Below are 12,567 nucleotides of genomic sequence, written 5' to 3'. Positions count from 1 at the left end.
GAACCGTACGGTTCGCTATTCGCTTCTCAACCCGTATTCCTCAGCCCCGCCGAGATCCCGTTGATCGTGAGCTGAATCCCGCGCAGCACCTGCTCATCCGGGTTCTGCGCGCGATGCTCTTTCAGCAGCTCGACCTGCACATGGTTGAGCGGGTCGAGATAGGGGAAGCGGTGGCGCACCGAGCGTTCCAGCAGCGGATTGCCCTGCAGCAGGCGGTCCTGGGCCATGATGTCCAAGAGCGTCTCGATGCAGGAGTGCCATTCGCGGCGGATGCGGCCGAAGATTTTTTCACGCAGAGCTTCGTCGGGCACGAGTTCGGCATAGCGCGAGGCGATCGCGATCGAGCTTTTCGCCAGCACCATGTCCATGTTCGACAGCAGCATGCGGAAGAACGGCCATTCCTTGTAGAGCTCCTTGAGGAACGGCATGCCCTTGTCGGGATGCTCCGCGATCCATTGCTCGACGGCGCTGCCAAAGCCGTACCAACCGGGCAACATCAGGCGGCATTGCGCCCAGGAGAACACCCAGGGGATCGCGCGAAGGTCCTCGATCGCGCGGGTCTTCTTGCGCGAGGCCGGACGGCTGCCGATATTCAGCGTCGCGATCTCGTTGATGACGGTGGACGCCCAGAAATAATCGACGAAGCCGTCGGTCTCGTAGACGAGGCCGCGGTAGGCCTTGAAGGCGAGACTTGAAAGCTCGTCCATCGCGGTCAGATATTCGCGGCGCGGCGCGCTCTGGCGCGGATGCAACAGGCTCGCCTCCAGCGTCGCGGCGGCCAGGATCTCCAGATTGTTGCGGCCAACTTCGGCGTTGGAGTATTTCGACGAGATGATCTCGCCCTGCTCGGTAATGCGGATCTGGCCGTTCACCGCGCCGCCGGGCTGGGCGATGATGGCGTCATAGCTCGGTCCGCCGCCGCGGCCGACCGAACCGCCGCGGCCATGGAACAGACGCAGGCGCACGCCGTGGCGCTCGAACACGTCGACGAGGCCGATCTCGGCCTTGTAGAGCTCCCAGCCCGAGGTGACGAAGCCGCCATCCTTGTTCGAGTCGGAATAGCCCAGCATGACCTCCTGCACGCTGCCGCGGCTGTCGACCAGGCGGCGGTAGTCGTGCAGCGACAGCATGCGGTCCATGATGGTGGAGGACGCCTGCAAATCCTCGATGGTCTCGAACAGCGGCACGATGTTGATGGCGCTGCGCCCGGAGGGATGGACGAGGCCGACCTCTTTCAAGAGCACCGCGACCTCGAGCATGTCGGACATGCTCTTGCACATCGAGATGATGCATTGGGGAATGGCGTCCGAGCCGAACTTCGCATGCGCCTCGGCGGCCGCATGGAAGACGTTGAGCTCGCCCATGGTCTCGTCGCTGTACTTGACGAACGGCGACACCAGCGAACGCGTCGAGCGCAATTCGTTGGTGAGCAGGGAGATGCGGGCGTCCTCGCCGAGCGCGAGATAGGACATGCCGGGGTTGGCGGCATCCATCAGCTCGGCAATGGTGCGCTCGTGCACCGCCGAGTTCTGCCGGATGTCGAGCCGGGCCAGATGGAATCCAAAGCAGTCCACCGCACGCCGCAGCAGCCGCAGCCGGCCGCGGGCGATGACGCCGGCGTTGTTGGAGATCAGCGAGCGGTGCAGCACGTCGAGATCGGCCTGCAGCTCCCTGACGCTCTCGTAAGGCTTGCCCTTGCCGACGGGCCGGCGCGTGATCTCGACCTGGAGCATTTCGGCCGTGGCGGTGAGACGCGCATAGATGCCGGAGACCGCGAGGCGATAGGGCTCGCCGCTCCGGTGCGGCGAGGTATCGGGCGAGCGCTCCGCGAGCGTGCGCAGCTCCTCGGACACGTCGGCGAGATGCGCCGCGATCGAGAGCTCAGAGCCGAGCACGTGCAGCTCGTTGAGATAGAACTGCATCACCCGGCTCGACTGCAGCCGCAGCGTGCCGCGCATCACGTCGGCGGTGACGAAGGGATTGCCGTCGCGGTCGCCGCCGATCCAGCTGCCCATGCGCAGGAACGAGGCGAGCTCGCCAGCCGCTTGCTCGCCGCCCTCCTCCAGCCGGTCCTCCAGCGCGTTGACCAGCCGCGGCACCTCGCGGAGAAACGTGTAATCGTAGAACGACAGGCCGTTGGCGACCTCGTCGAGCACGGTGAGCTTGGTCCGGCGCAGCAGATTGGTCTGCCACAGCGTCAGCACCTCGCGGCGGAGCTGCTCGTCGCTGGCGGCAGCCTCCTCCGCCGTCAGCGCGACGCGCTCGCGACGATCGAGCAGGCTAGCGACCTCCATCTCGCGGTCCATGGTGCTCTTGCGGCGCACCTCCGTCGGATGCGCGGTCAGCACCGGGCTGACCAGCGCGCTCTTGAAGAAGTTGCGCAGGGCATCGGCACCGATACCCGCAGCCCTCGCATGGGCGAGCGTCTCGGCCAGCATGCCGGAGCCGCCGCCCTTGTTGGCGCGCATCTGCCGGATGTTGTTCTGGTCCTCGGCGATGTTGGCGAGGTGGGAGAAATAGCTGAAGGCGCGGACGATCCGCACTGTCTCCGAGGTCGACATGCTGTCGAGGATCTGCTCGAGCTCGCGGCGGGCGAGCCGGTCCTCGTCGCGGTGGAATCGGATCGAGGTCTGCCTGATGCGCTCGACCAGGTCGAACAATTCCGGCCCCTCCTGGTCGCGCACCGTGTCGCCGAGGATGCGCCCGAGCAGGCGGATATCGTCACGCAGCCGCACGTCCGCTTCCAGCGCCTGGATGTCCTCGGGGCGGTTGGGGCGTTGGTCGGCGGTGTCGGATGATATGGTCTGGAGGGACATGGCTCGCTCCCTTGTAGAGCTCCCTATGGCTCCCCGGCCCGGTCGAGTGTGCGATATTTTTCTGCCGCAGTGCAAGATGAACTTGGTGGCGGCGCACACCGCCGGCCATTCGTGTCCCGGACGCACTGCAACCCCCTCAAGCGTTGGTGCGCAGAGCCGGGGCACGAGAGATTTGCCGGCAAGCCATCACTGCACACCTCCGCGGCCTCGCGGCGTGGGGCGCCCGAGTTTTGCTGTCCGTTTCGCCCTCATCGCAAAGAAAGGGCGCAGGGAAGGCCGGGCGCCGGCTGGCACCCAGGGTCCTCACGCGAAAAACGCACGCGGGGGTGACCACAGGTGATGCCGGAACATCCGGCCTTCCCTGCGCAATGGTTTTACGGCTTATGGCGCGCTCTCCCCGGGGAGCGATGCACTATTGCCCCCGTCGCCTTGCGGATGATCGATGTGCGCACCCGGTCGGGCCGCACATCACCGCAAGCCTTGACGCACAGACCCCGGGCGTCAGGACCACACGCTTTTGCCGTCCGCGGACGTCCCTCCCCGGAGCTCCGGAAGCTTGCGCGTGCTCGCCACCGAAGCCGAAAAAAACCGCTGTGACCGCGCCGGGTCGTTCGCGCGGATCGCGATGGCTCACAGGCATAGCCCGCCCTGCCACCTCGTCACGCGCCGGCGCTGCCGCGTCCATCGCATCCCGGCTCACGTATCGTGACGATCGCGAAACGCCCTTTTTAGCGGGCCGGGATGCTTTGCGGTTTACCCGAAGAGATGAATTCGGTCAATCAGAATATTAGACGGTCTTGTGCTTGACCTGCATGTGGCGTGTTTTGCCCGTCAGGCAACGCGAGGGATGGTGGACGCGGTGCCTGAGCGTGTGTCGGCTCTGGTACTGTGAAGCTGCAATCTCCCACTCTGCCATTTCCAAGCGGCCCGTCCCCCACGGATTTGCTTGAATCGCGCATTTTGATAAGCACTCAGCATGGGAACGCTGACAGTCGAGAACCGAACTGTGAAATATCGATGGGCGAGCGATGTCGACTTTGACGGCATTCGGATGGAAATCCTTTCGGACGACGGGGGTGTGCTCTTTGATGTTAGCGTGCCCGATGACGGTCCAATCACCATCAACACGTTCGGCAAGGAAGTTGCAGCATCTCTGATCGATACAGCAATCCAAGTCGCGCGTCGTTCAAGGTAGAACGTTCTCGCATGCGCTCTACCCGTCCTACGAGCTGAGCAAGCGCCTCGTCCTTCGAGACGACCGCCTCGCGGTCTCCTCAGGATGAGGCTGAGCCACGTCGGGTTTCGTTGAAATTGCAGCGCGTAGGGTGGGTTGAGCCGTTGCGAAACCCATCATGCCCCGTCATCGGCGGACGGATTGATGAGTTTCGCTCACGCTCTATCCTTCCTACGAACTGACAGTGTGCTTATCGCCTTCCCGTCAAATGATGCTCGCCATGCCGAGCGCGCGAAGGAGATCGTTCTGGATCGGGGCGACGGCCTCGTTCAGGCGCTCGACGCCGAAATCCATGCCTTCGGGCATCACGACCGTCCGCAGAGGCCGCCGTTCCGTGGCCTCGACCAGCTGCGCGATTGCATTCGCGACGCGCTGGGGCTGCGGCGGATTTTGCGGATCGTTTCCATCGTTGGAGTGCTGCTTGATCTGACCCGGGATCGCCGCAACACCGCCATAGGTTTTCAGCACGGCCTGGTCGGATGGTTCGGGGCTGGATGGAAGAAGGTTGCTCGGGAACGGGCCTGGCTCGACGATGACCGAATCCACGCCGAAGCTCGAAAGCTCGTAGCGGTAGGCTTCCGCGAGGGCTTCGAGCGCGAACTTGCTGGCGGAATAGACACCGAAGAACGGGAAGACCACCCGACCCATGAGCGACGTGACATGGATGAGGACGCCGCTGCCGGCAGCCCGCATGTGCGGCAGAACGGCACGATCGGTGCGAACGGCGCCGAAGAAGTTCACGGCGAACTGCGCTTCGATATCCTTGACGGTATAGGCTTCCGTGACGCCGACGGGCATCATTCCCGCGTTGTTGACCAGGGCATCGACCCCGCCGTGCTGCCGGATAACATCCGCGATCGCGGCGTTGACGGATTGTTCGTCGGCAACGTCCATCTCGAGGACCTGGAGCGCACACCCTTCGGCCTTTGCCGCTTCGACAAGCTCGTCGCGAACACGGCCATTTCTTCCTGCGACATCGCGCATGGTAGCAACCACCGTGTGACCCCGCTTGGCGAGTTCCAAGGCGGTGAGCTTTCCAAAACCACTGCTTGCACCCGTCACAACCACAACTTTTCCGCTCATCTCACGATCTTTCTCTCAATCCAAAGGACGACGGAGCTATAGACAGACCTGTATGTCTTTGCAATCCCTGAGTTGACAGAATAGTCTGTCCAGCGACGCAAACGGCTCGGTTAAGGACGATCGATGGGCACGCTGCTTGATTTCGTGGACGTGGATATTCAACCGCTCGATGCGCTCGCCCCCCGCGAGCGCATTTTGAAGACGGCGTCAGACCTGTTTTACCGGTTCAGCATCAACTCCGTCGGGATCGATCGGATCATCGCCGAAAGCGGCGTGGCCAAGATGACGTTCTACAAGCACTTTCCCTCGAAGGCCGACCTCATCGCCACCTACCTGCGCTACAAGAGCGCCGTCTGGTTTCAGATGCTTTCGACCTCCACTGAGCAAGCCGGTCTCACGCCAGTGGAGCGCGTTCTCGCTGTTTTCGACGCACTCGAACAACCGCTCCTCGCGCCTTCGTTCCGCGGCTGTCCGTTCGCGAAAGGCATGGCCGAATTCGGCCCGGAGGCAAACTCGCCGGGCGTAGAGGCGACCATCGCGGCGTATTTTAGAAAGTTGCACGACTTCGTTGCGTCACTCATTGAGCCGTTGTCATTGAGCAAACCCGAAAGGGCCGTGATCCAGATCCTGTCGCTGTTCGAAGGCTCGCTCGTGATCGCACAGTCAACGCGTGATCCCGCCATCGTCGAGGCTAACCGCGAGGCAGCCAGAGTGTTGCTGGAAAAAGGAATCGCATCGTCGTCTTAATCTGGAGCCCTTGATCTGGAGCCCCGGCAAAACCCATCATGCTTCGTCATCGGCGGACGGATTGATGGTTTTCGCTGGCGCTCTGCTCATCCTACGCGCTCAAGCTAAGCGCCGTCTGAATGCGCTTGGTACAGCCAGAATTTGCAATCTTGGTACTGGTTTCATGACCAGGCGCGACGCATCTAGCTGCTAGCACCGCGACCGAAGCGAACCCGATCGGCAGTCTCGGGACGAGCCGGTGAATGCAGACAGCGCAGATCGCGGACACCTCCAGACTGCCCAGCAGTTTGTGGATAGCCGTTGTGCTTACGCCGCCTGCAACAGTTGCATCGAGAGACAATGACAAGGAGATAATCCCATGAAGGCGATCGTTGTAACGGAACGAGCCGCGGGAACGGCCGGGATGAAGCTGGTGGAGCGGCCCGAGCCGCAGGCATCGATAAACGACGTCGTTGTTCGGGTTCATGCGTCGGGATTTGTTCCGACCGAGCTGACGTGGCCCTCGACCTGGACCGATCGCCTCGAGCGCGACCGAACGCCCTCGATCCCTGGGCACGAGTTGGCTGGAGTGGTCACCGCTCTCGGATATGGCACTACCGGGTTGTCGGTAGGACAGCGGGTGTTTGGCCTCGCGGACTGGTATCGCGACGGCACGCTCGCCGAGTATGTGGCGATCGAGGCACGCAATCTCGCGCCGCTCCCGGGCGACGTCGACTTCACGGTGGGCGCAAGCCTGCCGGTGTCGGGCCTGACGGCATGGCAAGGGCTGCTCCAGCACGGCCGCCTTCAGGCGGGGCAAAGCGTCCTCGCACACGGCGCGGCCGGCGCAGTCGGGTCGATGGTGACGCAACTCGCACGAGAGGCCGGCGCCTACGTCATCGGCACCGGACGCGCCGCCGACCGTCAGACAGTGCTCGACTTCGGCGCGAAGGAGTTCGTCGACCTCGACAACGATGCCCTGGAAGACATCGGCAAAGTCGATCTGGTGTTCGATGTAATCGGCGGTGATATCCAGAAGCGGTCCGCAGCATTGATTCGAGCCGGAGGAACACTGGTCACCATCGTCGGGCCCGCAGAGGCGCGACCCTCCGACGGCCTGGCGGTCGACTTTGTCGTCGAGGCCGATCGTGCCCAACTGAGTGAGATCGTCCTGCGGGTGCGGGACGGACGACTGCGGACGAACATCGGCAACGTCTCGACCCTCGACGATGCCGCCGCCGCCTTAAATCCGACCAGGCGACGCAAGGGGAATACGATCATTCGCGTTCGTCCCTGAGGAAGCATGCCCATTGATGTACGCAACGTGCAGAATCGGCTGAGCCCTTGCGAAACCCATCATGCTTCGTCATCGACGGAGGTTTGATGAGTTTCGCTGACGTTCTACCCATCCTACGAGCTTGGTTGGTTCTCAAGCTCCCGGTGACGCTTACCAGTGGTGGTGGTGCCGCCAGCCATAATGATGGCCTCGGCCTCTGCCCCAACCGTAATGATGACCACGGCCACCGTGATGACCCCAGCCGTGGCCACCACCATGTCCGTGGCCGCCCTTGACCTCGATAGTGGCAGTCTGAGACGCGCCCAGTGCGTCCGGCTTGGCAACGGGCATCGCCGAAGCAGAAGGTGAAGGTATTAAAGCAACGGTCCCCGCCACAAAGCCGATCAAGCAAAGCCACTTCATGCAATCGCCTCCCGATAGGAATGAGACCAAGGGCCAGCCAGCCGCGGCACATTGCAGCCGCGTTCGCTCCCGTTCTTCAACAATGAAGCCGGGAAAAAGTTGCAATGAAATCTGACGCATTGCGGAGGCGTAAGATACCTATGCCTGGTTGAAAGCAGTCGTGGTCCCCTTCGAATCAGAAGCTGCCTTCACGCACTCCCCGCTCGGTTAGGTCGGCAACGGGCCAAAGCTGACATTGCAACGGGCGCAGCACGCCTAGGATGTGTGAGCCCTTGCGAAATCCAACGTGCTTCGTCATCGGCGGACGGTTTGATTGGGTTCGCTGGCGCTCCACCCATCTTACGAGTTCTAGGCTGCCTTGACGGCCATGATCGCGATCCGGCGGACGATTTCCGCAGCGATGTCGCTGATCGAGCCGATGAAGTCGACAGGCCCGTCATATTCCGTCGCATTCAAAGGCATACCGCGCGCTGCGGCGCCGTGCGTCCCCAGCACCATCGTGACGCCGCCGGCGAAATGTATCGCCTCCAAACCACGTGATCCATCGCTTAGCTCACCGCGCAATACAACTCCGATCGCGCGCCTTCTGGCGTGAGCTGCGACAGACGTGAACAACAGGTCAACCGTCCGGTTGCGATACAGGTCTTGCGGGCCCTCAATCAGGTGAACGCGGCTTCGCGCCGCCAGAGAAAGGTGCGCTGCAGGTTCACCGACGTAGCAGACGCCAACCTGGAACTCCTGATCCTCGTCCGGTATCGTCACGGGCAGCATCGACCGGCGCGCCAGCACCTCACGCAGATAACTGATGCGGTCGCTGGGGCGATGCAGGACCACAAGCACGACGGCGGGCAGATCGGCAGGAAGCGCTCCGAGCAAGTCCCCCAAATCGCGCAGGCCCTCAGCACCGGAAGCGCCGTTTCGCTGGCGCTCTACCCATCCTGCGAGTTCGCGCCCTAAGCCGGCACGATCACCTTGCCGATCGGCCAGAGCGCGATGCCCGCGAGCTTGAGGTGGGCCCAAGCGAAGGGAATGCCGATGATGGTGATCGCGAGGGCCAGGGCGGTGAGGAGATGGCCGAGCGCCAGCCACCAGCCGGCCAGCACGAACCAGATGATGTTGCCGATCACCCCGAGCGGGCCGGTGCCGATATCTTCGACACCGGTGACGTCATAGCGGTTGACCGCCCGCGAGCCGAACGGCATCAGCGTGTAGACCGCGATGTTGAACGCGGCCCGCGCCCAGGGCAGGCCGATGATCGTGATCGCCATGATGACCGCGGCGACCAGCCAGCCGAGCGCCATCCAGGCGCCGCCAATGAGAATCCAGAGCAGGTTGAGCAGGATGGAAACGGGAGCCATGGGATGATCCGAAGGTGCATGATCCCGTCTATATAGGCTCGGAATCCGTCCTTGCCAGGATGGTGTCGACGCACGCAAAGCGTAGACCGACCGCTAGATCTTCCGCCCCGCCTGCTCCCAATAGGGATCGCGCAGGCGGCGCTTGAAGATCTTGCCGGAATCTTCGCGCGGCAGCCCGGCGCGGATCTCGATGTGTTTTGGCACCTTGTAGTCGGCGAGCGAGGCCTTCAGCCGGACGCGGATTTCGGCGGCATCCAGCGTAACGCCAGCTTGCGGCTCGACCACCGCCATCAGCGCTTCGCCGAACTCGGCATCGGGGATGCCGAACACCGCGCAATCATGCACGCCCGGCACGGCGTGCAGCACGGACTCGATCTCGGCCGGGTAAATGTTAACGCCGCCCGAGATCACCATGTCGCGCTTGCGGTCGCAGATGAAGACGTAGCCCTCTTCGTCGATATAGCCGACGTCTCCCGAGGTGATGAAGCCGTCGCGATCGATCTCGGCGCGCTTCTCCGGCTTGTTGTGATAGGTGAAATCGGCCATCCCGGCCATGCGCGAGTAGATCTCGCCGATCTCGCCGACGCCCAGCACGCGTCCGTCATCGCCGATGAAGCGCAGCTCGGCGCCGGGCGAAATCCTGCCGACGGTGCCGGGTTTCCTCAGCGCATCCTCGGAGGTCACGAAGGTGACGGCGCTGGATTCGGTCGAGCCGTAGAATTCGTAGATCACCGGCCCCCACCATTCGATCATGGCGCGCTTGACGCCCGCCGGACAGGGTGCCGCGGCATGGATGATATGGCGCAGCGAGGAGACGTCATATTTCTTGCGCACCTCCTCCGGCAGCTTCATCAGGCGGATGAACATCGTCGGCACCATGAAGATGGTGTCGATTTTGTAGCGCTCGATCAGCTCGAGAAATTCCTCGGCCTCGAAGCGCGGCATCAGCACCAATGCGCCGCCGAGTTTTCCCGCGCGAATGCCGAACGAGTTCGGCGCGGAGTGATAGAGCGGACCCGGCAGGATCGTGCGGGCGCCGGGCTTGAGCCCGTAGATCATCGCGCGCATGCGCTCGCCGGCGGCCGCCTGCTCCGGCGTCGGCGCGTTGCGCCGTACGCCCTTGGGATGGCCGGTCGTGCCCGAGGTGTAGATCATGTTCATGGGCTGCGGCACGATCGGGCCGTCATAGGGCTGGAATGAAGCGAGCCATGACTCGAAATCGATCGCGAAATCCGGCGTCTTCAGATGATCGGGATGGATCTTGTAGCTGGACAGGATCTCCGGCGGCGTCGGCACGCTGAGCACGGTGACGCCTTTCGGGATCGCATCGCGCAAGGCATGCAGCATGTCGGCATGGCCGATCAGCACGGAGGTGCCGGTATCGTTCAGGATGTAATTGATCTCTTCCGGCTTGAAGTGCCAGTTGATCGGCACGCCATAGGCGCCCAGCCGCATCGCGGCATAGGCGGCCTCGATGAAGGCGATGTCGTTGCGCATCAGCATGCAGACGCAATCGCCCTGCCTGACGCCGATCTGGCTGAGGCCGCTCGCGATGCGGTCGGCACGATCAGCGACCTCGGCATGGGAGCGGCTGCGCCCGCCGGAGACGATGCCGAGGAAATTTGAAGTTTCGCTCATTGTTGTTTTTCTTTGTTGTTGAAGTTGCCCTCATGGTGAGGAGGCGCAAAGCGCCGTCTCGAAGCATGAGAGCCCGTGGCTCATCCCTCGAGACGCCGCTTGGGGGCTCCTCGGGATGAGGTCTGCGCTAATCCGCAAACTTGGGCGCGCGCTTCTCCAGATTGGCACGCACCGCCTCGGTCTGGTTCGCGCTGCCGATCAACTTCTGCTGCTCGACGGACTCGGCGAGTAGCGCGGGGCCCGGATCGACCGAGAGATTGTTGAGCATGCGTTTCGCGGCGCGGATCGCATCGGGGCTTTTTCCCGCGATCTCGCGCGCGACGTCGAGGGCGCTCGCGCGCGGGTCGTCGCAGATGCGCGTGGCGAGACCGTAAGCCATCGCCTCCTGCGCGGAGAAGATGCGGCCGGTGTAGGTGAGATCCCGCAAGATGTCGTCGCGCACGAGCGAGGCCAGGATCGGCGTGCCCGCCATGTCGGGCACCAGACCCCATTTGATTTCCATCACCGACATCCGCGCATCCGGGGTGAGGAAGCGCATGTCGGCGCCGAGCGCGAGCTGGAAGCCGCCGCCGAAGGCGACGCCCTGGATTGCCGCGATCACGGGGACTGGAAGCTGGCGCCAGCCCCACACCGCCTGTTGCGCAAAGTTCGCCTGGCCATGCGTGCGCTTGGTGAGGTCGCGATTTTCGCCACCCGGAATTCCGTTGCCGCCCTTCTCCTTCATGGCGGCAAAACGCCCCATGTCGAGACCGGCGCAGAAGGCGCGGCCCTCGCCGGACAGCACGACGGCGCGCACACCTTTTTCCTTCGAAAGCCGATCGGTTGCGGCGACAAGGGCCTCGAACATGGCTTGATCCAGCGCATTCATCTTGTCCGCGCGCACCAGCCGAACATCGGCGATGCCTTCCGAGATCGAGATCGAGACGCGCTCTTCCATCGATGAATTCTCCCCTGGTTCCCGGCTGTTCTTGTTCGGTGCCGCTTTACAGGACGACGGCAGCCGGATTTAGTCAATTGATCAATTAACCGACAATCGCGACAGGGGAAACAGCCATGTTCAAGGAAAATCTTCTGGCGGGACGACGCATCCTCGTGACCGGCGGCGGCACCGGGCTCGGCAAGTCGATGGCGGCGCGATTCCTCCAACTCGGCGCGGAGGTGCACATCTGCGGCCGGCGCAAGATCGTCTGCGACGAAACCGCGACCGAGCTGATGGCGGAGTATGGCGGCCGCGTGAGCAGCCACGGCGTCGATATCCGCAACGCGCTCGCGGTCGAGGAGATGATCGAGACCATCTTTCGCGACGGCCCCCTCACCGATCTCATCAACAACGCCGCCGGGAATTTCATCTCGCGAAGCGAGGAGCTGTCGCCGCGCGGCTTCGACGCCGTCGCCAACATCGTCATGCACGGCACGTTCTACGTGACGCAGGCGGTCGGCAAGCGCTGGATCGCGTTGAAGCAGCCCGGCAACGTCGTCTCGATCACCACGACCTGGGTGCGCAACGGCTCGCCTTACGTGGTGCCGTCGGCGATGAGCAAGTCGGCGATCCATGCCATGACGATGTCGCTCGCCACCGAGTGGGGCCGTTATGGCATCCGGCTGAACACGATCGCGCCGGGCGAGATCCCGACCGAAGGCATGAGCAAGCGCATCAAGCCCGGCGACGAAGCCGGTGCGCGCACCAAGGCGATGAACCCGATGGGCCGCGTCGGCACCATGGAGGAACTGCAGAACGTCGCCGTGTTCCTGATCTCCGGCGGCTGCGACTGGATCTCCGGCGAGACCATCGCCATGGACGGCGCGCAGGCGCTGGCCATGGGCGGCAATTTCTACCAGCTCCGCGACTGGAGCGACGACGACTGGAAAACCGCGCGCGAGAGCATCATGGCGCAGAACGAGAAGGACCGGGCGAAGCGGGGGTGATGCTCTCTCGGTAGTCGTCCTGGCGAAAGCCGGGACCCATTATCACCGAATGTTCTTTGGCGAAGATTGGTCATGGCCAGTCTTCGC

10 protein-coding genes are annotated in these 12,567 nt (G+C 63.3%); 4 read left to right on the top strand and 6 right to left on the bottom strand.

Features of this window, described 5'->3' with window-relative positions; genetic code table 11:
• Positions 1-26: 26 nt before the first annotated feature.
• A complete protein-coding gene (gene ppc / locus BRA1417_RS0117140) occupies positions 27-2,816 on the bottom strand; it encodes a phosphoenolpyruvate carboxylase (protein WP_027516816.1) in 2,790 nt (929 codons plus the stop codon).
• 976 nt (positions 2,817-3,792) lie between these two features.
• Here ppc and BRA1417_RS0117135 point away from each other — a divergent pair.
• Positions 3,793-4,011 (top strand): hypothetical protein, encoded by a 219-nt coding sequence (locus tag BRA1417_RS0117135; RefSeq protein ID WP_027516815.1) that lies wholly within the window; start codon positions 3,793-3,795, stop codon positions 4,009-4,011.
• Positions 4,012-4,254: 243 nt separating this feature from the next.
• Here BRA1417_RS0117135 and BRA1417_RS0117130 read toward each other — a convergent pair whose 3' ends face one another.
• On the bottom strand, positions 4,255-5,133 hold the full coding sequence (locus BRA1417_RS0117130) for an SDR family oxidoreductase (RefSeq protein WP_027516814.1): 879 nt from the start codon (positions 5,131-5,133) through the stop codon (positions 4,255-4,257).
• A 123-nt stretch (positions 5,134-5,256) separates the two neighbouring features.
• Between BRA1417_RS0117130 and BRA1417_RS0117125 the strand changes: the two genes are divergently transcribed.
• Positions 5,257-5,880, top strand: coding sequence for a TetR/AcrR family transcriptional regulator (locus tag BRA1417_RS0117125; RefSeq protein ID WP_027516813.1), 624 nt, complete (start codon positions 5,257-5,259; stop codon positions 5,878-5,880).
• A 358-nt stretch (positions 5,881-6,238) separates the two neighbouring features.
• The gene (locus BRA1417_RS0117120; RefSeq protein WP_027516812.1) at positions 6,239-7,156 is read left to right on the top strand and encodes an NADP-dependent oxidoreductase; all 918 of its coding nucleotides are present in this window, start codon (positions 6,239-6,241) and stop codon (positions 7,154-7,156) included.
• A 750-nt stretch (positions 7,157-7,906) separates the two neighbouring features.
• On the opposite strand, the gene BRA1417_RS40550 is transcribed toward BRA1417_RS0117120, so the two are convergent.
• From BRA1417_RS40550 to BRA1417_RS0117090, 4 genes are all read right to left on the bottom strand, one after another.
• Entirely contained in the window at positions 7,907-8,452 is a 546-nt protein-coding gene (locus BRA1417_RS40550; protein WP_051448487.1) for a chemotaxis protein CheB, read from the bottom strand.
• Positions 8,453-8,511: 59 nt separating this feature from the next.
• Positions 8,512-8,916, bottom strand: a complete 405-nt coding sequence (locus BRA1417_RS0117100) for a YccF domain-containing protein (protein ID WP_027516809.1) — start codon at positions 8,914-8,916, stop codon at positions 8,512-8,514.
• 93 nt (positions 8,917-9,009) lie between these two features.
• Positions 9,010-10,554 (bottom strand): acyl-CoA synthetase, encoded by a 1,545-nt coding sequence (locus BRA1417_RS0117095; RefSeq protein ID WP_027516808.1) that lies wholly within the window; start codon positions 10,552-10,554, stop codon positions 9,010-9,012.
• Positions 10,555-10,681: 127 nt separating this feature from the next.
• Complete coding sequence (locus BRA1417_RS0117090; protein WP_027516807.1) at positions 10,682-11,491, bottom strand: crotonase/enoyl-CoA hydratase family protein; 810 nt, start codon at positions 11,489-11,491, stop codon at positions 10,682-10,684.
• Between the two features lie 116 nt (positions 11,492-11,607).
• Between BRA1417_RS0117090 and BRA1417_RS0117085 the strand changes: the two genes are divergently transcribed.
• Positions 11,608-12,480 (top strand): SDR family oxidoreductase, encoded by an 873-nt coding sequence (locus BRA1417_RS0117085; protein WP_027516806.1) that lies wholly within the window; start codon positions 11,608-11,610, stop codon positions 12,478-12,480.
• Positions 12,481-12,567 lie beyond the last annotated feature (87 nt).

The sequence above is a fragment of the Bradyrhizobium sp. WSM1417 genome, from assembly GCF_000515415.1.
Lineage (GTDB): Bacteria > Pseudomonadota > Alphaproteobacteria > Rhizobiales > Xanthobacteraceae > Bradyrhizobium.
This window is presented reverse-complemented; position numbering and strand designations above follow the sequence as displayed.

What these genes read in the sequence shown, in the direction of transcription:
- ppc (WP_027516816.1), bottom strand. Translation starts at nt 2,816, where the DNA reads ATGTCCCTCCAGACCATATCATCCGACACCGCCGACCAACGCCCCAAC.
- BRA1417_RS0117135 (WP_027516815.1), top strand. Translation starts at nt 3,793, where the DNA reads ATGGGAACGCTGACAGTCGAGAACCGAACTGTGAAATATCGATGGGCG.
- BRA1417_RS0117130 (WP_027516814.1), bottom strand. Translation starts at nt 5,133, where the DNA reads ATGAGCGGAAAAGTTGTGGTTGTGACGGGTGCAAGCAGTGGTTTTGGA.
- BRA1417_RS0117125 (WP_027516813.1), top strand. Translation starts at nt 5,257, where the DNA reads ATGGGCACGCTGCTTGATTTCGTGGACGTGGATATTCAACCGCTCGAT.
- BRA1417_RS0117120 (WP_027516812.1), top strand. Translation starts at nt 6,239, where the DNA reads ATGAAGGCGATCGTTGTAACGGAACGAGCCGCGGGAACGGCCGGGATG.
- BRA1417_RS0117100 (WP_027516809.1), bottom strand. Translation starts at nt 8,916, where the DNA reads ATGGCTCCCGTTTCCATCCTGCTCAACCTGCTCTGGATTCTCATTGGC.
- BRA1417_RS0117095 (WP_027516808.1), bottom strand. Translation starts at nt 10,554, where the DNA reads ATGAGCGAAACTTCAAATTTCCTCGGCATCGTCTCCGGCGGGCGCAGC.
- BRA1417_RS0117090 (WP_027516807.1), bottom strand. Translation starts at nt 11,491, where the DNA reads ATGGAAGAGCGCGTCTCGATCTCGATCTCGGAAGGCATCGCCGATGTT.
- BRA1417_RS0117085 (WP_027516806.1), top strand. Translation starts at nt 11,608, where the DNA reads ATGTTCAAGGAAAATCTTCTGGCGGGACGACGCATCCTCGTGACCGGC.